This window comes from Siphonobacter curvatus (assembly GCF_002943425.1).
Classification (GTDB): Bacteria; Bacteroidota; Bacteroidia; order Cytophagales; family Spirosomataceae; genus Siphonobacter; species Siphonobacter curvatus.
The window spans coordinates 178,929-202,555 of sequence record NZ_PTRA01000001.1; the positions used below are offsets into that span (position 1 = coordinate 178,929).

The 23,627-nt window shown below is 47.7% G+C and carries 24 protein-coding genes; 11 read left to right on the plus strand and 13 right to left on the minus strand.

Going from position 1 to position 23,627, the window contains the following annotated elements:
* Positions 1 to 3 precede the first annotated feature (3 nt).
* The 8 genes from map to rplQ all read left to right on the plus strand — a co-directional run bounded on the left by map (position 4) and on the right by rplQ (position 4,805).
* Positions 4 to 795 carry a type I methionyl aminopeptidase gene (gene map / locus C5O19_RS00745; RefSeq protein WP_104709473.1) on the plus strand — a complete coding sequence of 264 codons (792 nt, stop codon included), beginning with the start codon at positions 4 to 6 and terminating at the stop codon, positions 793 to 795.
* 57 nt (positions 796 to 852) lie between these two features.
* Positions 853 to 1,071: a translation initiation factor IF-1 gene (gene infA / locus C5O19_RS00750; protein WP_093200805.1), complete on the plus strand. Its 219-nt coding sequence runs from the start codon at positions 853 to 855 to the stop codon at positions 1,069 to 1,071.
* 94 nt (positions 1,072 to 1,165) lie between these two features.
* Positions 1,166 to 1,282 carry a type B 50S ribosomal protein L36 gene (ykgO, locus tag C5O19_RS00755; RefSeq protein WP_094816375.1) on the plus strand — a complete coding sequence of 39 codons (117 nt, stop codon included), beginning with the start codon at positions 1,166 to 1,168 and terminating at the stop codon, positions 1,280 to 1,282.
* 40 nt (positions 1,283 to 1,322) lie between these two features.
* Entirely contained in the window at positions 1,323 to 1,700 is a 378-nt protein-coding gene (gene rpsM / locus C5O19_RS00760) for a 30S ribosomal protein S13 (RefSeq protein ID WP_094816377.1), read from the plus strand.
* 77 nt (positions 1,701 to 1,777) lie between these two features.
* The gene (gene rpsK / locus C5O19_RS00765; RefSeq protein WP_094816379.1) at positions 1,778 to 2,173 is read left to right on the plus strand and encodes a 30S ribosomal protein S11; all 396 of its coding nucleotides are present in this window, start codon (positions 1,778 to 1,780) and stop codon (positions 2,171 to 2,173) included.
* A gap of 171 nt (positions 2,174 to 2,344) precedes the next feature.
* Positions 2,345 to 2,953, plus strand: a complete 609-nt coding sequence (gene rpsD, locus C5O19_RS00770) for a 30S ribosomal protein S4 (RefSeq protein WP_104709474.1) — start codon at positions 2,345 to 2,347, stop codon at positions 2,951 to 2,953.
* A gap of 140 nt (positions 2,954 to 3,093) precedes the next feature.
* Positions 3,094 to 4,083: a DNA-directed RNA polymerase subunit alpha gene (locus tag C5O19_RS00775; RefSeq protein ID WP_094816383.1), complete on the plus strand. Its 990-nt coding sequence runs from the start codon at positions 3,094 to 3,096 to the stop codon at positions 4,081 to 4,083.
* Between the two features lie 161 nt (positions 4,084 to 4,244).
* A complete protein-coding gene (gene rplQ / locus C5O19_RS00780; protein WP_104709475.1) occupies positions 4,245 to 4,805 on the plus strand; it encodes a 50S ribosomal protein L17 in 561 nt (186 codons plus the stop codon).
* A gap of 58 nt (positions 4,806 to 4,863) precedes the next feature.
* Here rplQ and C5O19_RS00785 read toward each other — a convergent pair whose 3' ends face one another.
* The gene (locus C5O19_RS00785; protein WP_104709476.1) at positions 4,864 to 6,309 is read right to left on the minus strand and encodes an amidohydrolase; all 1,446 of its coding nucleotides are present in this window, start codon (positions 6,307 to 6,309) and stop codon (positions 4,864 to 4,866) included.
* A gap of 451 nt (positions 6,310 to 6,760) precedes the next feature.
* Here C5O19_RS00785 and carA point away from each other — a divergent pair, with 451 nt between their 5' ends.
* Positions 6,761 to 7,876: a glutamine-hydrolyzing carbamoyl-phosphate synthase small subunit gene (gene carA / locus C5O19_RS00790; protein ID WP_104709477.1), complete on the plus strand. Its 1,116-nt coding sequence runs from the start codon at positions 6,761 to 6,763 to the stop codon at positions 7,874 to 7,876.
* 64 nt (positions 7,877 to 7,940) lie between these two features.
* Here the strand turns inward: carA and C5O19_RS00795 are convergent, their stop codons facing one another.
* From C5O19_RS00795 to nadB, 8 genes are all read right to left on the minus strand, one after another.
* Positions 7,941 to 8,804, minus strand: coding sequence for a DUF4249 domain-containing protein (locus C5O19_RS00795; RefSeq protein WP_104709478.1), 864 nt, complete (start codon positions 8,802 to 8,804; stop codon positions 7,941 to 7,943).
* 3 nt (positions 8,805 to 8,807) lie between these two features.
* Positions 8,808 to 11,168 carry a TonB-dependent receptor gene (locus C5O19_RS00800; RefSeq protein ID WP_104709479.1) on the minus strand — a complete coding sequence of 787 codons (2,361 nt, stop codon included), beginning with the start codon at positions 11,166 to 11,168 and terminating at the stop codon, positions 8,808 to 8,810.
* A gap of 375 nt (positions 11,169 to 11,543) precedes the next feature.
* Complete coding sequence (locus tag C5O19_RS00805) at positions 11,544 to 12,140, minus strand: Crp/Fnr family transcriptional regulator (protein ID WP_104709480.1); 597 nt, start codon at positions 12,138 to 12,140, stop codon at positions 11,544 to 11,546.
* Between the two features lie 65 nt (positions 12,141 to 12,205).
* Positions 12,206 to 12,748 (minus strand): hypothetical protein, encoded by a 543-nt coding sequence (locus C5O19_RS00810; protein ID WP_104709481.1) that lies wholly within the window; start codon positions 12,746 to 12,748, stop codon positions 12,206 to 12,208.
* Positions 12,749 to 12,883: 135 nt separating this feature from the next.
* Positions 12,884 to 13,945, minus strand: a complete 1,062-nt coding sequence (locus tag C5O19_RS00815; RefSeq protein WP_104709482.1) for an NAD-dependent epimerase/dehydratase family protein — start codon at positions 13,943 to 13,945, stop codon at positions 12,884 to 12,886.
* A 116-nt stretch (positions 13,946 to 14,061) separates the two neighbouring features.
* Positions 14,062 to 16,005 carry a KUP/HAK/KT family potassium transporter gene (locus tag C5O19_RS00820; protein WP_104709483.1) on the minus strand — a complete coding sequence of 648 codons (1,944 nt, stop codon included), beginning with the start codon at positions 16,003 to 16,005 and terminating at the stop codon, positions 14,062 to 14,064.
* Between the two features lie 117 nt (positions 16,006 to 16,122).
* The gene (trxA, locus tag C5O19_RS00825) at positions 16,123 to 16,833 is read right to left on the minus strand and encodes a thioredoxin (protein ID WP_104709484.1); all 711 of its coding nucleotides are present in this window, start codon (positions 16,831 to 16,833) and stop codon (positions 16,123 to 16,125) included.
* A gap of 48 nt (positions 16,834 to 16,881) precedes the next feature.
* Positions 16,882 to 18,459 carry an L-aspartate oxidase gene (nadB, locus tag C5O19_RS00830; protein ID WP_104709485.1) on the minus strand — a complete coding sequence of 526 codons (1,578 nt, stop codon included), beginning with the start codon at positions 18,457 to 18,459 and terminating at the stop codon, positions 16,882 to 16,884.
* A 225-nt stretch (positions 18,460 to 18,684) separates the two neighbouring features.
* Between nadB and C5O19_RS00835 the strand changes: the two genes are divergently transcribed.
* A complete protein-coding gene (locus tag C5O19_RS00835; RefSeq protein ID WP_104709486.1) occupies positions 18,685 to 19,209 on the plus strand; it encodes a hypothetical protein in 525 nt (174 codons plus the stop codon).
* Between the two features lie 11 nt (positions 19,210 to 19,220).
* On the plus strand, positions 19,221 to 19,553 hold the full coding sequence (locus tag C5O19_RS00840) for a hypothetical protein (RefSeq protein WP_104709487.1): 333 nt from the start codon (positions 19,221 to 19,223) through the stop codon (positions 19,551 to 19,553).
* 86 nt (positions 19,554 to 19,639) lie between these two features.
* Here the strand turns inward: C5O19_RS00840 and C5O19_RS00845 are convergent, their stop codons facing one another.
* From C5O19_RS00845 to C5O19_RS00860, 4 genes are all read right to left on the minus strand, one after another.
* Entirely contained in the window at positions 19,640 to 21,298 is a 1,659-nt protein-coding gene (locus C5O19_RS00845; RefSeq protein WP_104709488.1) for a GH39 family glycosyl hydrolase, read from the minus strand.
* A 270-nt stretch (positions 21,299 to 21,568) separates the two neighbouring features.
* Entirely contained in the window at positions 21,569 to 22,468 is a 900-nt protein-coding gene (locus C5O19_RS00850; RefSeq protein WP_104709489.1) for a carbon-nitrogen hydrolase family protein, read from the minus strand.
* Between the two features lie 12 nt (positions 22,469 to 22,480).
* Positions 22,481 to 23,080, minus strand: coding sequence for a GNAT family N-acetyltransferase (locus C5O19_RS00855; protein ID WP_104709490.1), 600 nt, complete (start codon positions 23,078 to 23,080; stop codon positions 22,481 to 22,483).
* A 63-nt stretch (positions 23,081 to 23,143) separates the two neighbouring features.
* Positions 23,144 to 23,542 carry a nuclear transport factor 2 family protein gene (locus tag C5O19_RS00860; RefSeq protein ID WP_104709491.1) on the minus strand — a complete coding sequence of 133 codons (399 nt, stop codon included), beginning with the start codon at positions 23,540 to 23,542 and terminating at the stop codon, positions 23,144 to 23,146.
* Positions 23,543 to 23,627: the final 85 nt, after the last annotated feature.

Consider the following 23,627-nt stretch of genomic DNA (forward strand, 5'->3'; position numbering starts at 1 on the left):
AAGATGGTTTATCTAAAAACTGACGAAGAGATTGAATTAATCAAAATCAGTGCTCAGGTTTTGGGTAAGGCTCACGCCGAGGTTGCTAAACTGATTAATCCAGGAGTAACAACTAAGGAACTGGATCGTGTAGCAGAAGAGTTTATTCGGGATCACAAGGGTCATCCTTCGTTTAAAGGGTATAATGACTTCCCGGCTGCTCTTTGTATCTCCGTCAATGAAGTGGTCGTACACGGTTTTCCAAGTCCGTATCGCTTAAAAGAAGGAGATATTATTTCAGTAGATTGTGGGGTGTTTTTGAATGGATACCATTCGGATAGTGCATTTACTTATCCAGTGGGGGAAATTAAACCTGAAGTAAAACAACTGCTGAAACGCACCTATGATTCTCTTTACCTGGGCATTGATAAAGCAGTAGCAGGTAATCGGATTGGTGACATTGGGTATGCGGTACAAAGTCATGTGGAGCAATTTGGATACGGTGTGGTTCGAGAGTTAGTGGGACACGGCGTAGGTAAATTTCTTCACGAAGGCCCAGAGGTACCTAATTTCGGAAGAAGAGGTCAAGGTCCCCAACTCAAAGAAGGGATGACTATTGCCATCGAACCGATGATTACTCTGGGGAAACGAAGTGTGGTACAGGAAAAAGATGGTTGGACTATTCGTACAACGGATCGGCAGCCGGCCGCTCACTTTGAGCATACGGTGGCGGTTCGCAAAGGGAAGGCCGAAATCTTAACCACTTTCGAATACATTGAGCAAGTACTGGCCGAACGTAGTATGGCCATCGCATAATAGGAAGGATAGGGCGAGTACTTCTCAATTCTAAAAGTCCTATTCTAAACTAAACAAATGGCCAAACAAAGCTCTATAACCACGGACGGTATCATTCTGGAGGCATTATCGAATGCAATGTTTCGGGTACAACTCGAAAATAAGCATGAAGTGATCGCTCATATTTCCGGTAAAATGCGGATGCACTACATCAAAATTCTGCCCGGAGATAAGGTTCGCTTGGAAATGTCGCCTTATGACTTATCAAAGGCTCGTATTACCTACCGATACAAGTAAAGTTGATAGTTGGCAGTTTACAGTTTTCAATTACTGTGACTGGTAACTGAAAACCGAAGCGGTGAACCGCTGAAAACTGAAAACTCGAAATAAGATGAAAGTCAAAGCTTCGATCAAAAAGCGTAGTGCTGATTGCAAAGTAATTCGTCGCAAAGGAAAGCTCTTCGTGATCAACAAGAAAAACCCTAAGTTTAAACAACGTCAAGGTTAATCCCGCTCGATTTTGAGCGTACAAAACTTATCCGACCAATATGGCTCGTATTGCAGGGGTAGACATTCCCGACAAAAAGCGGGGCGAAATCGCTCTCACGTACATCTTCGGCATCGGCCGTAGTTTGTCCCGCACCATTTTAGCTAAAGCTGGCGTAAGCGTAGACAAGAAAGCTGGCGAATGGAATGACGAAGAATCTACGGCTATCCGTAACGTCATTAGCAGTGAATACAAAACGGAAGGACCACTTCGGTCAGAAATCCAATTGAACATCAAACGCTTGATGGATATTGGTTGCTACCGAGGTCTGCGTCACCGGAAAGGACTACCGCTCCGTGGTCAGAAAACGAAGAATAACTCTCGTACCCGGAAAGGTAAGCGTAAGACGGTTGCTAACAAGAAGAAAGCAACGAAATAATTAGTTTAGAGTTTAAGGTTTGAGGTATGAAGTCAACCTTAAACTTTAAACTTTGAACGTTTCAAACTCCATCAGAAATGGCTCAGGCAAAACGGAAAGACAAAGCCAAAAAGCGGGTCGTAGTGGTAGAACCAGTTGGACAGGTTCATATCCGAGCTACGTTTAACAACATCATTATTTCAATTACCAATAACCAAGGTCAAGTTATCTCTTGGGCTTCTGCTGGTAAAATGGGCTTTAAGGGTTCTAAGAAGAACACGCCTTATGCTGCTCAGGTTGCCGCTGCTAACTGTGCTCAAGTAGCTCACGAAGCAGGCATGCGTAAAGCTGAAGTGTTCGTAAAAGGACCCGGTTCAGGCCGTGAATCAGCGATTCGTACGATTCAAGGTTCAGGTATTGAAGTAACGTTGATTAAGGACATCACTCCGCTGCCCCACAATGGCTGCCGTCCTCCCAAACGTCGTCGCGTCTAGTACCGACACAATTCTAACTTTTAGTGAGATAGGCACCCCTGGTTGGTGATTACCAGTATCGGGCCGAAGTATTAATCAACCAATCACCTTGTCCTAATCGACAACTCAAAAGATATAGGAAACAGGTTATAACGGTATATACCGCTTCAAACCTCTCCAATTTCATTTTTCATGGCACGTTATACAGGTCCTAAGGCAAAAATCTCCCGTCGTTTTGGCGACGCAGCCGTTCTCGGTGGAGGTAAGGCTGTTTCTCGCAAAAACTATGGTCCCGGCCAACATGGCAAGGGCAAGCGGGGTAAAAAGTCTGAATATTCTCTCCAATTGCAAGAAAAGCAAAAGGTAAAATATACGTACGGTATTCTGGAAAGACAATTTGAAAACCTTTTCCATAAAGCTGCCGTTCGTGAAGGTATTACGGGTGAGAACCTGCTGAAATTGTGCGAAGCTCGTCTGGACAACACGGTATACCGTTTAGGTATCGCTCCGACGCGTCGGGCAGCTCGTCAGTTGGTCGTTCACAAACACATCGTTGTTGATGGTGAAATCGTGAACGTACCTTCTTATTCCCTACGTCCAGGCCAATTGATCTCGGTTCGTGAAAAGTCAAAATCTCTGGAAGCTGTACAGAATAGTCTGGCTGGCCGGAACACGAAGCGTTTTAACTGGTTGGAATGGGAACAGTCTAACTTACAAGGTAAATTCGTTAGCTATCCTGAACGCGATCAGATTCCGGAGAGCTTCAATGAGCAGGCAATCGTCGAATTGTATTCGAAGTAATAAGCCAAATCTTATTTACTCTGGATTTTTCCAGAGCCTTGATTCTCCCAGTAAGGATTGGAGGATGGGTTGGTCCATCCTTCAATCCTTTGCGTCGTCAAGGTTTACCATCCAAGTATTACGCTAAAAACCCAATCCGTATGTCAATACTCGCGTTCCAAATGCCCGACAAAGTCGTAATGGAAAAGGCCAACGACTTTCACGGTGTATTTGAGTTTAAGCCCTTGGAAAAGGGCTACGGTGTCACGATTGGCAATGCCCTCCGTCGGATCCTGCTCTCCTCTCTGGAAGGTTACGCCATCACAAGCGTAAAATTCTCAGGAGTATTGCATGAGTTCTCTTCCATTGAAGGTGTAATGGAAGATGTAACTGATATTATTCTGAATCTGAAACAGGTTCGCTTTAAAGCAGCCTCGGAAGTACTGGATAATAAGATTAACGTGAAGGTTAAAAACCAAAAGGTTCTCACTGCCGGTGATATCCAAAAGTTTACCCCTTATTTCACGATTCTTAATCCTGAATTAGAACTTCTCCACATCGACGAATCCAAGGAATTGGATATTGAGTTGATTCTGGAAAAAGGCCGTGGTTACATTCCCGCTGACGAACCTCGTACGACGGAATTGCCCTTCGGTCATATTGCTATCGATGCGATTTATACGCCTATCAAAAACGTAAAATACAGCATCGAAAACTTCCGTGTGGAACAACGTACGGATTACGAGAAATTGATCATTGAGGTAATGACCGATGGCTCAATCCACCCGGAAGATGCATTGAAAGGAGCTGCTTATATCCTGATTCAGCACTTCATGTTGTTCAGCGATCAGACGATGACTTTCGAAACGGTTAAACCTGAAGAAGAAAATGTAGTGGATGAGGAATTCCTGCACATGCGGAAATTACTCAAAACCCCTCTTCAGGATCTGGATCTTTCCGTACGTGCGTATAACTGCTTGAAATCAGCAGACGTTCGCTCGTTGGGTGATCTGGTGAAACTGGAAATTTCTGACATGATGAAGTTCCGTAACTTCGGTAAGAAATCACTTACTGAGCTGGAGCAACTAGTAGCAGATAAAAATCTTCACTTCGGAATGGACGTAGCTAAGTATCGTCTGGAAGAAGAATAGTATATTTGAAAGTGCTTAGAGACGAAGGCATTAGCTGTAGTTTCTAAGCACTTTTTATAACCATCGAACTGGCAGCACTCGATAGTTTTTTTAATCAATTCGTAATAGGTGGGGCAGTAGATCGCTGCAAACTGGTGTCCTGACCGCAACTTACGACTCCCATGAGACACGGGAAAAAATTTAACCACTTAGGCCGTCAGGCTTCGCATCGTAGCTCTCTGTTAGCTAACCTGACCATTTCTTTGATCTTGCACAAACGGATTGAAACGACTTTAGCGAAAGCGAAAGAACTTCGTAAATACGCTGAGCCTCTGATCAACCGTGCGAAAGAAGATACGACTCACAATCGTCGTACCGTATTTAGCTACCTGCAGAGCAAAGAAGCCGTTAAGGAATTGTTCAGTTCAGTAGCTGAGAAAGTTGCTGATCGTCCAGGTGGATACACGCGGATCATCAAATTGGGCAACCGTTTAGGCGATAACGCGGAAGTAGCTTTGATCGAGCTGGTTGACTTCAACGAAGTTTACAGCGTGAAAGAAGTAGAAGAAAAGAAAACGACTCGTCGTAGCCGTCGTGGTGGTAAGAAAACTACGGATGATGTTCCTGCTGCTGAAGTAGTAGAAACGACGCCGGTAGCTGCTGCCGCTACGGAAGCTCCTGCAACGGAAGAACAGGCTCCTGAAGCTCCCGCTGCTGAAGAAGAAAAGAAAGACGAAGAATAGTCTTTTCTCACTTTTAAAAAGGGTACTCACATTTCGTGAGTACCCTTTTTGTTTGTACTTACTTCCGGTAATCCAGAGCGGGCTTTCGATCACCCAGCAAAGCTTCGTATTTGAAATTTTTACCCCGCAATTCCTCCCATTCCTCTTTCGCTTTCTTCATTAGAGCAGGATCATTGTAAAGATCGATTGCAGTTAAGGCAAGTGTTTTGGCAGCGACCATCATTCCTTTTATACCAATGCTGGTACCACCCGCTGCTACGGCCTGCCAGCTATGCGGAGCGGTGCCAGGTACCCAGGTGGCCGCCGTCATCCCTACCGTTGGTACCACCCAGCTTACGTCCCCTACGTCCGTCGAGGCTGATCCTAGTAAACTGGCGGCCGAATAGGGAGCTATTTGTTGAGCACTGCCCGGTTTAGGCAGGGAACCGAAGGAGGCTCCAAAGCTTTCAGTAAGCTTTTCGGCAAACTTCTTCTCTTCGTCAGTGTACGAGAAGCCTCCTACCTGCTCAAGGTTTTTGTACATGAGGCTAGCCAGTGACTCTACCGAAAGTAAATTATATACGCCCCCAATTACTTCCAGTTCCATCGTGGTTTCCGTACCCAACGCGGCTCCTTCGGCGGCTTTAGTGATGCGTTTCCAGACGTTTTGTAAGATACTACGGTCTTTGTGACGGGCGTAGTAATACACTTCTGCAAAATCGGGTACTACGTTAGGAGCTTCGCCCCCTTTCGTAATGATGTAATGAATGCGGGTATCCTGTGGAATGTGTTCTCGCATCATGTTGACCATGTCATTCATGGCTTCCACGCCGTCAAGGGCTGAACGACCGCGTTCGGGAGCAGCGGCAGCGTGGGCGGAGATCCCTTTAAATCTGAATTTACCCGAAATATTAGCCAAGGAAGACGAAGGATTGGCTGCGTTCGCATCGCCCGGATGCCAGTGTAAGGCGACGTCAGTATCCTTGAAGATACCGTCCCGAACCATGTATACCTTACCCGAACCGCCTTCTTCCGCCGGCGTTCCAATGAGCTTGATAGTGCCCGTTTTGCCGGATTGCTTCAGCCAGTCTTTTACGGCAATGGCAGCTGCCGATGATCCTGTACCAAACAAATGGTGACCACAAGCATGACCCGCTCGCTGTCCTTCAATTACTTTACGTTCGGGAGTAGCTGCCTGAGCCAGACCAGGTAAGGCATCGTATTCGGCCAGAATACTAATGACGGGCTTTCCACTTCCATAGGTGGCAATAAAGGCCGTAGGAATACCCGCCACGCCTGACTCAATGCTAAACCCTGCTTTCTTTAATTCAGCCTGCAACAGGGCGGAGCTTTTCGTTTCTTGGTAGCCTACTTCGGCATAATCCCAGATTTTTTTAGAAATGGCTCCGTAGTGATCCGTTTTGTCCTGCAAGCTGGAAATGACTTTCTGGGTGTCGGATTGGGCCTGCGAGATGCTTATGCTAAGAGCAAGCAGGCTAAAACTAAGAAAGGATCGCTTCTTCATACGAGAAAGGAAATTGAGTCAATAGGAATGGAAACTTCAGACTATACTGAGGAAGCGAAGGCAAGTTACCTTCCCCTCACACTACTGGCAAGGCTACCCTTTTTGAATAATACAAAACCCATACTCTGCAATAGATACTTGCAATGGAATCCTCGTTTCGAATAAAAATAGAGACTATTTGTTCGTAAAAGCAGCGGATGGGTGAAATAGTATTTTGATTAAATGGGCGGTAGCGGTTTTCTTCAATTCCATATTTGAATAGTAGTAATTAGTGCCAAAATCAAATGTGTCTGAACTATTTTTCTTAAAAGTTTCTTTTTTAAAGAGCTTAGCTTTAAAGCTTTTCGGCTAGAAGAAGTATCTTTGTCCAATTTGTACAGTAAAAGAACTAATAGCACATAATGCCCTTGTCTGTCTTTCCGGCTAGCAAGGGCTTCTTTACGAACCAGGCATGAGCAATCAAACCCAGGAAGCCCTCCTTTTATTAGAAGACGGCACGACGTTTCGTGGTACTGCATTAGGCAAAATTGGCACGCACGGTGGCGAAATTTGCTTTAATACGGGCATGACCGGCTACCAGGAGATCTATACAGATCCCTCGTATTTTGGTCAGGTGGTTGTCAATACCAATGCACACATCGGAAATTACGGCGTCCTACTGGATACGGAAGAGGAATCGAATAGCGTGAAGATTTCAGGGATGATCTGTAATTCTTTCTCACCCATTCATTCTCGTAATGTAGCCGATTCATCTTTACAGGAGTATTTTGAAAAGGCTGGAATCGTGGGAATCAGCGATGTGGATACGCGTCAGTTAGTACGCATCATCCGCGAGCGTGGAGCGATGAACTGCATTATTTCTTCTGAAATCCTTAATCCAGAAGAACTGATGGTTGAACTGAAAAAGCTGCCTTCTATGGAAGGTCTGGAACTTTCTTCAGTAGTAAGTACGAAAGAGCCTTATTTTGTAGGGAATGAAGATGCGAAATACCGGGTTGCAGTAATGGATTACGGTACCAAGAAAAGCATCCTTAATAACTTCGCTACGCGTGATTGCTACAGCAAAGTTTTCCCCGCAAAAACGCCCGTAGAAGAGGTATTGGCCTGGAATCCGGACGGTTTCTTTATCTCGAATGGCCCGGGCGATCCGGCAGCGATGGAGTACGCCGTTGAGACAGTAAAAGAACTCATTGATACGGGTAAGCCCTTGTTTGGTATTTGTTTAGGCCACCAGTTACTGGCTGAAGCAAGTGGTATTTCCACGTATAAGATGCACCACGGTCACCGTGGATTGAATCACCCGGTACAAAACTTGATTACGGGTCTTTGTGAGATTACTTCCCAAAACCACGGTTTTGCCGTAAACGCGGATGAAATCAAAAGCCACCCGAACGTAGAAGTAACGCACGTTAACCTGAACGATAAAACCATCGAAGGGATCCGTCGGACGGATAAGCCGGCCTTCTCCGTACAATATCACCCAGAAGCGGCTCCAGGACCTCACGATTCCCGTTATCTGTTCGATCAGTTCGTTGAGCTGTTGAGTAAAGAAACAGTAGAAGCGTAGGTGTTGACTGTTTTTCGATATAAAAAAAGACCGATGCTTCAGGTATCGGTCTTTTTTTGTGAAGTCAGGGAATCGTTCGTCTTCGTAAATAGATGGCTCCAAAGACCCCTAATCCATTTTTAACTGAGCTGGGAATAAGCGTAGGCTCAGCAAAAGGATTATTGCCATTTTCCATTTGCAGGGCACTCGCTTTCAAAAATTCGTACGCATGGCGGTCACATTGGAGAATGAGTAAATCCGTTGATCGAGGCGAGCGTAAGACAGAGTCCGGGGAAACAATTCGTCCCAGATAAGCCCGTACCATGGGGGAATTAAGCCGAAGTTCAGCGGCAGTTTTGAAGTGATCCCACCGTGTTTCCAAACCGTTAATGACGGTATCTCGTCCATCAACGGCTGTCGTATCCGAAAAAGCCCACTGCCGTCCGAGGGCAAAGTAGTACGGCTCTGTACTAGTACCTCCGTTCCAAAGCAATGTATACGTTCGGTATACGGTAACGCTCAAGGGGCGTTGAATATAACTCAAGCCTTCGTCACGCCAGCTTACCCCATTCACCACGGACGGAATAGTACAGGAGGCTTCAATGGGTGGAAAATCAGGAGCTGAAGCCGTCAACGTATACGTGCTACCCGCGACTAGGGGCATTTGTCGGGTAGTAATCCGATAAACGTCGGCTCGTGGAGGTAAGGTAACCGTTCGCTGACCATTGGAAATCTGTACCACCGCATTGCGGATGAAAGCAGCACTATCCGTGCCCACCATGGGCTGATTGGAACGCAGCGTAACCTGAATGATCTGCTCGTGGGGGTTCAAGTAACATTCCAGTACCAATTTACGCTCGTACGGAATCAGTACCGAGTTTACTTCCTGCTCGCAAGCCAGGCAGCCGATCAGACTCAGAAACAGCACTACAGCAACGAGTATCTTCATGGTTTAAAACTTAAATCCGTACGAAATACTAGGAATGATCGGGAATAAGGAAACTTGCTTCAGAATACGTTTCGACTGCGTAGCGGTACTTTCCGAATCATCAATGTAATAGAAAAAGGGGTTTCGCCGACTATACGCATTGTATAGGCTAAACTCCCAAGTACGCTCGTGGTGACGCTTTTGTTTGCGAAGTTGTACGCTCAAATCCAGTCGGTGATACGGGGCGGCCCGAAAACTGTTCCGCTGGTTGTAATCAAAAACCTGAGCTGGAAAGAGAGAAACATTACCTGACTGGATCGGGCCTCGGATTTCGAAGGTGCTCTGTGGTAGAGAAAGGGCTTGTCCCGTTCCGTAGACCCAGGTTCCTGAAATCGTCACGCGGGAGTTGAGGTGATAAATGCCCACCAGTGATACATCGTGGCGGCGATCGTACCGAGCCCAGAACTTCTGTCCGCTATTGAGCTCGTCAAACTGATTTTGAATCCAGGAAAGCGTATACCCAATCCAGCCCGTAAGCCGACCGGTTTTCTTTTGTAGTAAAAATTCAGTTCCGTAGCTCCAGCCCTGACCCGCCGTAATTTGTTCTTCCCACGAACGGGGCTGCCGGTTCGTTTCCGTCAGACTTTCCAGACCCGTACTCGCCAAAAAGCTAGAACCTTCCTTGTACGAAAGAATACCATCCATCTTTTTGTAAAAGCCCTCCAGCGTTAGTGAGAAAGGACGGTAATCCTTGACCACGCCCAGAGCAATTTGCCGCGACTGTTGTGGAGCAATATTCTGCGTAGTAGGTACCCAAAGGTCTGTTGGCAATCCCACCCCCGAATTCGACAAGAGGTGAATGTACTGGTTCATGGTCGCATACGAAGCCTTTACAGCCCAATCCTGGCGAAAGGTATACGCAACCGCCAGTCGAGGCTCAGGCCGAACGTACGTGCGACCATCGGTGGTAAACGAACTTAACCGAACCCCCGCGTTGATTCGTAAAGGAGTAGTAGGGTGATAGGTGTCTTCCAGGTACAGGCCGCCTTCGTAACTGTCCAGGGGCTGACTACGAGCCACATTCTGGGAGGCAATACTACTTTCGAGGGTAACCGTCTGCGGTAGAAATCGATGTGAGGTTAGCAGTACACCCGCTTTGATGGCGTGCTTAGGTGAAGGTGACCAGTCAAAGCTACTCTTGAGGGAAAAATCCCGGATGGAAGAAGTATTTTGCAACACGTACTGACTCGTAACCTGATTGAACGTTTGGGAACTACGAGCATCTACCTGAAATTGATAATAGCTGTAAATCAGAGAAGTATTGGCGAAAAGCTGGTCAGAAAACAGGTGATTCCACCGCAGGCTAGCCGTGGCATTTCCCCAGTTTAATCCGCCGCCTTGGCTGTTGGCATCAATTCGGGAAGCGAAAGAAAATCGGTCCTGACCGAAATACCCGCTCAGATACAGCTTGTTTCGTCGGCCAAAATCATAATTGACTTTCGCGTTGAGGTCATAGAAATAATAACCGGCCTGGTTTTCGCGCGGTAGGAGAGGCCTGAGTAAAAGATCCGCATACGTCCGCCGACCGGAAATAATAAACGAAGATTGGTTTTTTTTGATGGGCCCTTCTAGTACCAAACGGCTGGAAATCAGCCCGATTCCTCCTTCACCGTGAAACGCTTCTTTGTGGCCTTCTTTCATCTGCATCTCGATAACGGAAGAAAGTCGACCGCCGTACCGGGCCGGGAATCCACCTTTGATCAGCTCGACGGATTTGAGAGCATCGCCGTTGAAAAGGGAGAAAAAGCCAAACAGGTGAAACGAATTGTATACCGGAGCATCGTCGAGCATAATCAAATTCTGGTCAGGACCACCCCCGCGAATGTACAGCCCGGAGTTACCTTCGGAGCCTTTTTGTACGCCGGGAAGCAATTGCAGGACTTTCAGCATGTCCTTTTCCCCCAATAGAGCCGGTACCGCCTTCATCTGCTGAATGGGAACCGATACGGTAGACATCTGAACATTCTGCGATTCTTTGGCTATCTGCTCGGCGGAAACGACCACCTCCTGTAATTGCCGGTTCTCCGCCCGCAAAGTCAGATTCAGTTCAGTACTTTTTCGAAAGACCAGAGTTCGGGTTTCCGTTTGAAAACCCACGGATGAAATGATTACGTTCAGACTATCCGAAGCAGGAAGCGTCAGCGAATAAAAGCCGTAAGCATTAGTAGTTGTGCCCGTTTGCCGCTCCGTTATACGAATCGATACGCCCGGTAATAGTTCGCCCGACCCCTGTTCCCGTACGTACCCACTGAGGGTAACCCGGCTGGTTTGAGCCTGAATTATACTGAAGGAAAAGAGTAAAATCAGGGTAAAACGTACCAGCATAGCAACCGATGGGTTGTCGAAAAGGTCTAGAGAGCGAACGCCAATCTACAAAACAAACGGCTGAAGTACAGAGATGTTACGAATTACTTCATTTATACGATCAATTGGGAAAATAAGAAGAAGCTACTGCAAGAAGGAGCGATCACCATACGCGAAGCTGGGGAATCCCCCAGCCGTAGCAGTTGTAATAGAGTGGATTGGATAATAGATCAGTGAACTAGCACTAAATAGGAAGGTGAAGGCTAAACGAAGAAGCACTTGTGGCAAGCAGCACACAGGCTATTCCATCAGCAAAATTCAGGATAACCGGGGAATTAAACATTGCGAAAACGCAAAAAACCACTTGCGTTTTCGCAACAAATGTACGTACACGTTTTACTTATCCCGCGAGAGTTGCGTGCGAATCCGGCTGATTTGGTAATAACTCATATTGAGATAACTCGCCAGTACGCTTTGAGCTAAACGTCCCCGTAAATTTGGATACTGTTCCTCAAACAATTGATAGCGGCGAAGCGGCGAACGCGTACAAAGCAATTGGATACGGGCATCATAGTCCAAGAAATATTGCTGCGTAAAATGAAGTACAACCTGAATATATTCGTGATGTTCTTCTTGCAATCGAATAAAGTCGCGATAATGCAAGCGAAAAATGGTACTTTCTTCTAGCGTTTCCAGGTATTGAGTAGAAGGAACTTGCTGATAAAAACTTTGGCTAATGGTACCTACTCCTCCTTCGGCTAGAATCCAGGCCGTAATCTCTTTACCCTCCTCAAAATAGTAGGCCCGCAAGAGTCCTTTTTCAATAAAATATAAGTAATCACTGGACTGGCCGGGCGTTACTAGAATAGAACCTTTTAGATACGTAGTGGGCTTAAATAATTGATTTAATGCCTGCTGAGCCGGTTCAGAAAAAGGCGGAAACTGAGTAATGACTTCAGCTAATTGGGTTGGTAATTCAGTAAGAGGTAGCATAGGCAAATAAAAACTAGCCCTCAATGTTACGAAACTTACCGTTAAATATGTCTAAGATAAAGATATTATTGTACAATAGCCATCACTTTAAAAGGCTTGGGTTCGCCAATAAATAATTGCTGAAAGCCTTCAATTTGATACGCCGCCAAACGTCCATTTTTACTTTCCAAAGTGAGAATTCGCTCCGATTCAAAGAGGTAATTTTTATCCAAAAGTGTGGCTTTAATCTTTTCCAATTTACCCTGGTCATCCGTAATTACCTCCATATATTGAACGGGTAAATTTTCTCCTTTTCGGAGGCGATAGGAAATGGTATGCGTAGAAAGCGTATCAACGAAGTAACTTTGGGTAAAAGACGGTTTATTGATATCGGCTTGTGTAAACAATTCCAGTTCTTTACTCCAATCAATTTTTTGCGTGATTAAGGTTTCGTTTTCTTCGTTTACAATCACGTCTTTCCGAACCAAGGGTTTCGTCCGACTTAAGGAGATAATCTGGGCATCGATGTATCCTTTTAAATCATAATACGGAGCTTTAAAATTATCCGAGCGTTGCGGCGACTGGCAAGCAAAGAATACTAGGGGTAGCAGGTATACCAACTTTTTCATGGCAGGAGAACAGCGAAAACGAAAAGATAGTTTGACGTCTACCAAGGTTTATGAATGCATTGAGGGGTTAAAACATAGCAGGGTTAATGTGTACCCACGAATGTTTTAACCCCTCAAGCCTCGGTATTCCGAAATTTATTTAAGGACGTAGCTCAGTTGTTCCGCGTTTTCCTGTAACCATTCGTGTACTTCTTCCACGATCTGGCGAATGGAAATTTCGGGTTTCCAGCCCGTTAGTTCGGTTACTTTGCTGTTGTCGGTGATGTACAGCGGAATATCCGCCGTACGGCCTTCCGTAACGGCTTTAATTGGAATCGTTTTTCCCGTAACCTCCTGGCAGACCTTCGTTAGTTCTACGAGCGACGTACTCACTTCGACGCCACCGCCAACGTTCAGCACTTCGCCATTTACTTTGTCGATATTGTGCAACTGCCAGTCTACCAAACGGTACAGATCGGCTACGTGCAGCATGTCACGGGTTTGTTTACCCGTACCATTAAAGCCAATGTACGCCAGTTGTTGTTCGTAAAAGTGGCGAGCTACCCACAATACCATCACGCCCTGATCGGCTTTGCCCATTTGCCAGGGGCCCGTCAGCACGCCGCAACGGTTGATCACCGTTTTCAGACCATAAAATTCATTGTATTCGTGAATCATCAGCTCCGAAGCTAGTTTAGTAGCTCCGTACAACGAGCGGGCTCCGTCGAGGGGGAAGTGCTCCGCAATACCCTTGTCAGAGGCTCCCGGAAGAGGTTGCTCTTCCGTCAGGGCAAAACGCGTATCTTTTTCCTGGTACGTCAGTTTTTCCAGCGGCTTGATCGGATAAATGCGACTGGTCGACAGGAAAATAAAGTTAGCCTTGTGCTTCAGAGCAAAGTTGAGGCAGTTGATGGTACCAACCAGGTTCGTATTGATCAGGTAATCGGGTGAGCCATTGAGACCAGCCAGGACGGAAGGTTCAGCAGAGGCTTCAATCACGGCATCTACGGCCGGAATCACGTCAAAATCTTCTTTGGAACGAATATCTCCGTGTACGAACTCAATACCAGCCGATTTGAGTCGATTGATATTTAATTCTGAACCCCGCCGTTTCAGGTTATCTAGGGCAAAGATTTCGTAGGAAGGATAGTTTTTCTTGAGACTAAGGGCGAGGGCTGAACCCACAAACCCGGCTCCGCCAGTAATAAGAATTTTCATGATACGTGAGGGTGTAGGCTGTTGCTTGCAGGCGTAGCGGTGGCTGACAGCTTCGGGCCTACATACTGGGATGGTTGAAAAATGAAAAGATGAATACTAGAAATTCAATATGTAGCTCAATCCGTAACCCGTTTGAGGTCAAAATTTTGAGCCGGACGAATGATAAGGGGCACTTTCTCGATCTTTACGGCCGAACTATCCAGCCCAAACCAGCGATCTTCGGAGGTAGTAAAGGCCTTGATGTAGAAGTACGCCTGCATGGTGATCCGCTCCCAGAAGGGTAGATCGTTTTCGAAGGACAGGAATTTTTCCAGTACGACGAAGCGGAAATCACCAATTACATTCTGCTTGTTCAGGGACTCATACCGGCTGGTAATATCCACTTCTTTCCGTTTTACCATGTCCTGGATTACTTTCCGGAAGTAAAGGTTGATACGTTGCTCTACCCGGAAACCCAGTCGGAAGGTCACTTTAATGACATCGTCAGGAGCAATAACGTTGACCTTGTACTCCATCGTGTACGGATCATCCACGGTATCCACGTGTACAAACCAGTAAATGTCAGCTCGCTTGGGACGCTTTTGGAAAATGGAGTAGATGACTTTCGATTCGATTTCACTGACCCGCGAAGCATTCGACATGAAAATCAGGTGCGTCGCGTATTTGGGAATGGACATATCCCGGCTGAGTTCTTTCAGTGGTTCCGTATAATCGGAAAGCTTCACGTATTCCGTCAAACGAGCTTTGATATTGAAGGCCCGTAACCAGATAATCATGACGCCTGCAATCGTCGAACCAATCAGTAACGAAACCCAACCGCCGTGCGTAAATTTCAGCAGGTTCGCCAGCAGGAATGAAAACTCAATGCTTAGGTAGACCACCAGGAAAAGAATCACACCGTAGAAATTGAATCGGTGCGTATACAGGTAGTACGCCATCAGCATGGTGGTCATCAACATCGTCAGCGTAATCGCTAGACCGTAGGCCGCTTCCATGTTCGTTGATTCGCGGAAATACAGTACAACGCCCATACAACCTGCCCACAACAGCCAGTTCACACTAGGCACGTACAACTGCCCTTTTTCGTTGGAGGGATACCGAAGCTTAACTTTGGGCCAGAAGTTCAAACGAATAGCTTCCGAAATCAGCGTAAACGATCCCGTAATCAAAGCCTGGCTGGCGATGATGGCTGCCATCGTCGCAATGGTAATACCGGGCAGTAAGAACCACTCGGGCATCATTTCGTAAATGGGCTTGCGACCCCGCAGAAACTCACCCGTATGTTCCATGAGCCAGGCTCCCTGACCGAAGTACTGGAGCATCAGACAGAGCTTCACAAAAACCCAGGATACCCGAATATTTCCGCGACCGCAGTGCCCCATATCGGAGTATAGAGCTTCCGCACCCGTCGAGCAAAGAAAGACCGAACCCAGTAACCAAAAGCCGCCCGCCTCGTGAGCCAGCATATCGTAAGCATAATAGGGACTAATGGCCCGTAGAATGGTCCAGTCGTGGGAAATCCAGAGAACTCCGAAGAAGCCCAGCATACTAAACCAAATGAACATGAGCGGCCCAAACGAGCGGCCCACCAGCTGCGTACCCAGAGCCTGAATCAGGAATAAAATCGTGATGATAACCAGGATGATATAAATAATATACTTCTCCAGGTGTGGATATCGCATCTCCAACCCTTCAACGGCCGAAGCCACGGACATGGGAGGCGTAATGATACCATCGGCCAGCAGAGCTGCTCCACCAATGATAGCCGGAACAGTTAACCAGCGGGCGTGCTTCCGCACTAGTGTGTATAAGGCAAAGACACCGCCTTCACCCCGGTTATCGGCCCGTAAAATAAGAATGACGTACTTGACGGTAGTAAGTAGAGTCAGCGTCCAGAATACGCAGGAAACGGCTCCTAAAGCAAGGCGTTCGGAAATGGGATTTTCGCCCACGACAGCCTGCATTACGTACAGCGGAGAGGTTCCAATATCTCCGTAAATGATACCCAGGGCAATCAGGAGCCCCGCAGTACTCACCTTATCCAGGTGTTTATGATCCATGTAAAAGTTGGCTTGATAGCCGCAAAGTTAAGTAATTAGACAACCAGCCGTACGGGGCAGAAACGAAGCTTCACAAAAAGGCCGACCAAAACGCGGAGTTTCGATCGGCCAGAAAAGTTATAATATACCTTCGACCTCTTTACGAAGCTGAGCTTCGTCCCGGAAGCCTACGAGGCGGTTGACGGGTTTACCGTCTTTAAAGAGAATAAGCGTAGGAATGGCGTCTACCCGAAATTGCTTTACCACGTCCGGGTCGCGGTCAGCGTCAATTTTTAAAACGGCTACTTTTCCGGTCCAGTCTTTCTTGAGTTTTTGCAGAATCGGATCCTGCTGTTTGCAGGGACCGCACCAGACGGCGTAGAAATCAACGAGTACTACTTTGTTGTCTTTCAGTGTCTGATCGAGTACGGCTTTCCCGGTAGGAGCCGCCACCATGGCCGGGCGTTCCTTCGGAGCAACGACGGTTTTGTTGGCGGTGGTCCATTTTAGATAGCCGCCGTCGAGGTTGTATACTTCCGTGAAGCCTTCTTTCGCTAAATACTCGGCCGCTTGTCCGCTTCGGCCGCCCGAGTAACAATACACCAGCACGGGCTTGGTTTTGTCAAGCTTCGCTACCTGCTCCGCAAAGGAGGCCTGCTGTTTCCAGTCGATGTTCTGGGCATTGGGTAAATAGCCGCGTTCGTACTCCGAAGGGGTACGAACATCGAGAATCTGCGTAGCACCGGGAAGCTTGCTCTCAAAGGCATTGACATCCAGGTTGGTTTGAGCAAGGGCCGACAGGCTCAGCAGGCTCGCCAGTACACTTACCAGAAAACGGAAATTCTTCATGTCAGGGTTGTTGATGAGCCAATGCAGCCCGAATCAGAGAGACGCTTTTTACTTCAGATTATCCAGATTATAATGGAGCCCGATGTTTTCCCGGCGGGACATGGCCATTTTTATCACAAGATACGAAACGTTGATCATGTTCCGTAATTCACAAATCGGTACCGAAACTTTTGATTCCCGGTACAATTGTTCGTGTTCGCGATACAGCAACTCTACCCGCTCATAAGCCCGGCGTAGGCGTCGGTTGGTACGCACAATACCCACGTAATTAGACATGATGCTGTTAAGCTCACGCGTCATTTCCGTCACCAATACCTGCTCTTCCGGATGCGTCGTGCCGGAGTCATCCCAGTCGGGTACATCATCCGGAATAACGGCCTGTGACAACTGTTCTATCGTATGCAAAAAGGCCCGGTGGCTGAATACGACGGCTTCCAGTAAGGAATTAGAAGCCAGACGATTAGCTCCATGCAGTCCCGTGCACGAACATTCACCGGCGGCGTAAAGGAAATGAATATTGGTTTGTCCCCATTCATTCACCCGAACGCCCCCACAAAGATAATGTTGTGCAGGTACAACCGGAATCATATCGGTCCGAATATCAATGCCCAGATCCAGGCAATGTTGCGTAATGTTGGGGAAGTGTTCCAGAAATTTTTCGTAATCGGCATCCCGCACATCCAGATAGACGTGATCGGTACCGTTCCGCTTCATTTCGGAGTCGATGGCCCGGGCCGTAATGTCGCGGGGGGCTAAAGAAAGGCGGGGGTCGTACTGTTCCATGAAGGTCGAACCGTCCGCGTTTTTCAGAATACCACCAAAGCCGCGTACGGCTTCCGAAATCAGGAACGAAGGCTTCTTACCGGGTTGGTACAGGCTGGTGGGGTGAAACTGGATGAATTCCATGTTATCACAAATCCCCTTGGCCCGGTATGCCATGGCAATGCCGTCGCCGGTTGCGATGGTTGGATTCGTGGTACTCTGGTAGATGTTCCCGATGCCACCCGTGGCCAGCATGGTGGTTTTCGCCAGAAACTTATCGACTTCGCCCGTTTGCGTATTCAATACGTATGCTCCGAAGCACTTGATGTCTTCGCGGTACCGCAGGACAGTTTCGCCTAGATGGTGTTGCGTGATGAGTTCAACGGCGTAGTAGTGCGTGAAAATCTGGATACTGCGGTGGCGTTGTACCTCTTCGAGCAAAGCCCGCTCGATTTCGGCTCCGGTAATATCTTTAAAGTGAAGAATGCGGTGATCGGAGTGGCCGCCTTCGCGGGCCAGGTCATAGTCTTCGCCGTGGCGATCGAACCGCGTTCCGTAATCAATTAGTTCTTGAATACGGGCGGGGGCTTCTTTGACTACAATCTCTACAATATCGCGTTTGTTGAGGCCATCGCCGGCGTCCACGGTATCTTCGATGTGTTTGTCGAAGGAATCTTCTTTGGACCATACCGCCGCAATGCCGCCCTGAGCGTATTTAGTGTTGGTTTCGTCGGCCTGAACTTTGGTAATGATGGCTATGGAAACCGCTTCCTGACGGCTTTCAAAATGACGAGCCAGTTTGGTCGCATAACTTAGCCCGGCAATACCCGAGCCGATCACAAGGAAGTCGTACTGATGAGTCATATTACATCCAAAACGATTTAGAGCGGCGAAAGTTAAAAGATATTTGGTAATGCGGGCAACTTAGGGAGGGAAATGTCAGGGGTATGGATGGTGATCAAGGACGGAATGTCTTATTTTAGTAAGCAGGAAATGAATTAGCTGGCCTGCAACGTATAAAACAACCTTCGAGGCCGAGCTGGCGGAGAAAAGGCTATTCTATCTAAACCCTAGTCAATGCAAACCCCTATGGATTTACTCCTTAATCGCTTACGTCGAAAGTCAATCGTACGAATAGTACTGATTCTCGGAATTAGTTTGGGATTTTTAACGGGCTGTACCGTGCGACTAGCCCCCCAACATAACCAGGCCTTAGCCGCGGGTTTAGTGGAGCAGAATAAGGCAGTGATGGAATTCTTTGCCTTTTACGCCTGGGGAACCAAAGCGGCCAGTTTTCCCGAACGCCTGCCCGAGTATAATCGCCTGATTGGTAATTTCGACGCTCTGGCCCTTCAGGCCGATGCCCGGCCCGTTCCCCGTAACAAGATCAAAACGAAAGTAAACGAAGCCTTACAGAAACGGGGCATCCCGGTACTGGAGGAGGGCGAAATACCGAGTGCTACGGCCCTGCGAAAAATTTACGAAACGCTCGTGAAAATGCGGGATACTGACCAAAAACAGGGATTGACCCTGACCGAAAGCCAAGCCTTTAAGGGGATGGTGAAAATTTACCTGGATCAGGCTCTGACGTACGAAAATTTTCTGGAACGCTAACCTACGCACCCATGGAGCTGGACATTACGCAACTCATGAAAGACATCAGCACGGCGGTATCCGCGGTACTGGGCAAAGATGTGACTACCATTCAGGGCTTTCGGGATCGGCAGTTAAAAGCCATCGCCCAGCAATCGGCCCTGATTACGGCGGGTATTGCGACGGGTGAAATCACGGAAGAAACCCGGGAGTTTTTTCTGGACAGTTTACAAGATATGGTGCTGAACTTCCTAAAAACACTACAAGGCGTTGCTCAGGTGACCATCGAGAAAGCCTGGAACGCCGCCGTAACCGTAATCTGGGACGCGATTGAAAAGGTGACGGGAATACGGTTAGTAGGCTGATCGTCATAACTACTAATGCAGAAAGAATGGAAATGCTCTTTTCCATACTTCCCGCATAGCGATTCATTGAAGTAATACAATCCGGCCTACCAATCCAGTTTGACCAGAGCTACCGCCTGCCGTTCCAGCGTAATCGGCAGGGAGACTTTGGCATCCACTGGCTGTACTTTACGCGTAGACAAACATTTTAATTTTCCCGCTTTTTCCAGGATCGCAATTTGCTGGGAACTAGGCTTTTGCGGAGAACCCATTTTCTTCCACGCCTCGTAGGAGTTGCTGTTTTCCTTATTAATTATGTAGATACGCAACGTTGTTTTGCGGGCCGGAATGTGAGCGATCTCCAGGTTGACGGTTTCCGTAGGGCCTGGTTTGTCGTCATCGTGGTAGTTCCAGATCATCACGGCTGCGGTTTTCTGATCACTGGTCGCCAGGGCTCCAAGATCGGAGGTTGGTCCATGAACGCTTGATTTCAGAACATCCGTCAACGCATACATGCGATTGCTTTGAGCCATGACCCGTTTTCCCGACATCATACCAAACATGCGGAATACATTCAGGACCGGCTTGTCTACGCCATTCGTAGCTAAATCCCGAAACCCGTAGAACCAGGGCTGATCTTCAAATTCAAAGGACCAAGATACGGCACCCAGAAAGTTGATTTTAGCCAAATCCGCCAGCAGGTACTTTCGGGCGAAAGTTGCGGCAGTATAACTGGAGTACATCGTGCCGTTACGATACGCATTCTCGGGATTCGTTGCCATGCCGCAGGCCGCACAACCTTCCGGGTCCGATTCCCCGATGATGATTGGTAAATCTTTGGTCTCGGGATACGCTGCCGTAATCGCAAAACCCGTCTTGATGTCATTCAACTGGGCGGACATGTCCATACGGACCGAGCCATCCACTAGTTTAGGCTGCCCCTTCGCGTGAAATAAAATAGCATCCACGGGTGAACCCTTCTTTCCGGTAGCGTAGTTGGTACCTGAAATGCAGTGCTTGATGAAGTTGTTGGTCCATTCAGTAGCTCCCTTGCCCCGCGTCCCCGCAATATTGATACCCCCGATTTTGGCCGTGGGTAAGGCCCGTTTCAAACCATCGGCGGCGTAGTCGTAAAGCTTCAGAAATTCTTCCTGCGTACCTTTCCAGTAATGCCCGTTGGGTTCATTCCAGACTTCCCAATACCAGCTTTCCACTTCCTGCTGTCCGTAGCGTTCGACCGAGTGTTTGACCCACTGATAGACCAATTCCCGCCATTTATTATAATCCTTGGGTGGATACGCCCAACCCGTAATAATATCCGTGTAGGGATCACCCGGCTTCCAGTAATGCCGATACGGTTCCGGATGCGTGGATAAGGCTTGCGGCATAAAGCCAATCTGAGCCAGGGGCTTCATGCCTCGCTTCACGTAACTGTCGAAAATGCTATCCACAATGGCCCAGTTATAAATGGGCTGCCCGTTGGCATCTTCGGTATACGCATTAGTAGAACCCCATTTCAGGGCCGCTTTACCATCTCCCGTTACTAATAGACTATGCGTTCGGACATAAACGGGTACGGGGCTTAACTGGGCTAGTTCCGTTAATAATTTTTGCCCGTCTTTCATGTAGGTATAGTTGGGTTCGTCATACCCAAACCAGGCCCATACGGGCCTCATGGGGGCAATTTCCTGCTTGAGATCTACTTGAATCGCAGGGTTTTGAGCAGAAGTAAAGGTCGCTGAAAGAAAGAATAGACTAAGGGCCATCCAAGCCGAAAGGATGGATGTTTGGCGAGACCAAGGTCTGCAAAAAGAGTTCATAACTTGAAGAAGTCTAGGTTTAGCAGTGGCAAAGTAAACTTTATTCTTTAGTTGAGGAATCCGGTCAGTCCGTCTACGGACGCTATTTTTCCTAGAAATGATCGTTAAGCGTACGTTGCGGTTACCTGGAGCGGGATAAATAAAGATGTGTACGAGCTTTTCGAATCGTAACGTTTACTCACAAAAAAGTCCGTAACCACCGTTACGGACTAAAAATTAAAGGATCGCTCGGTGCAGTTTCACCTGATCTTCCATAAACCCACCGTACAATCGCCGGTGGTCTTTGAAGTTGAAAACGCTTCCATCGTTTCGTACTTTCTCAATTTTTGACAAATCAAGCGTCTGTACCAGCCAATCTTCGGCCTGCGGCGTATGCGAAGCAATGATTCCTTCTTCGGGTAAACCCGTATCAGGGGTCGAGTAAAAGGCAGAAAACCCGTAATTGATATCCACCGCGGGTGACCAAAGGGCATTCCCTACGGTCTGTGAAACGACGGTATAACATTGATTTTCCAAAGCTCTTGCCCGAGCACCCACGTGTACCCGCGTAGCTCCGCGAATGGTTTCGGTACAGCTTGGAGCTACCACTAGTGAAGCTCCTAGGTTACAGAGCAACTGCGAACTCAGCGAAAATTCAACGTCGTAGCAAATCTGAATGCCAAAACGGCCCCAGTCCGCTTCAAACATGGTCAGTTCTTTTTCACCACTCGAAATACCCCAGTGCTCATTTTCGAAACGGGTCATAAAGAATTTGTCCTGATACCCCACGAGGCCCTTGGGCGAGAAGACATAAGCCCGATTGACCAGTTCTTTCTTCAGGAGTACCGGAAAACTCGGAGCAACAATACTGACGCCGTACAGGCGGGCCAGTTCAGCGAAAACCGTACAAAAATCGGCCCGCAGGGCGTCCATTTCCCGGACCTGCTGGCGGATGTTCTGGCGAATGTCTTCCGAAAACAGACTCACCAGTTCCATCGACCCGTATTCGGGAAATACCAACAGTTGGGCTTTTTGCCCGGCAGCCTGGGCTACCCAGCGTTCAGTATGCCGACGCCAGGCTAGAAAATCAACGTGTTCAGTAATCGGATATTGAGCAGCGGCAATCGTTACTTCCAAGGGTACAGGAGTTTAAGCAGTGGTAGGTGATAGAGCTTTGAGCCAATACACCATGGGTTTAGCCGTCGAGGTAGTTTCCCCAACGTCGGGCCATTCCATATGGCTTTGCAGCGAAGGTTCGCGATGATAGCCGCGTTTGGTCCAGAATTCGTCCAGGGGACGGTAGTCATGCGGACGAGCCGGATGCGTCTCCGGGCGAACCACGGAACAGAAGCAGGCCGTTTGAAACGTACCAAAGCTGCGAGCATGGGCTTCGCGTTCATCAAAAAAACGATGCCCTAATCCCTGACCCCGATAGTCGGGCAGGAGGATGCTTTCTCCGAAATAAAAAATAGTACGAACATCCATACCTGCTTCTTCAAACGGCTGACGAAGCTCAGCGGTTTCCTCTTCCAGAGGAATACAGGTGGTGGCTCCGATCATCCGGTCACCGTCATACGCCGCAAACAGGAACGAACGCTTCGTCTTCGTATAGGTCTGCAAATACGCTTTTTCGTACGCTAGAGAGCCTTCATAGAGGTACGGGAAACTTCGGAATACCGCAATGCGTAAATGGGCCAGGTCATCGAATACTTCTTCAATTGCCTGTCCAGTTTTATGAATGAAATGCATATAATCAGGAAAAGTCTGGGTGAGGCGTAACGCTGCAAAAGGTCACGCCCCACCGCAATGCCTTTACGAAACGCGTTGAATCCAGAGGGGCAGGTTGTAATACGTCGTAACGCGGGTAATTTTTCCGTCTTTCACTTCCAAGAAAGCCCCAGCGGGCAATTCGTAGGTTTGATGACGAGCTTCGGGCAGACCGTCTTCCCCCTTTTTATAAACGCCATTCACTACGAATTCAGCGGCCACCCGCGTCTGCGTAGGTTCGCTGAAAAATACCAAATCGGTTAAGGTTTCTTCGTAGCTTTCATCCATGTGCTCCAGAAACTTGGTAAACTGCTCGATGCCGATGCGGGCATCACCCTGGTTGGGTTCATGACGTATTTCGGGATCTACCAGGCTTAGCATTCCCTGCCAGTTTTTGTCGTTGAAATAGGTATAATATTGTTGAACAATTTCCAGTGCAGTCATGGTGGATACAGAAATTAAAAGATCGAATAAAACGTACTAAACATTAAAGAAACGTTTCAGGAAAAACGTTCAATGCAAATTACGA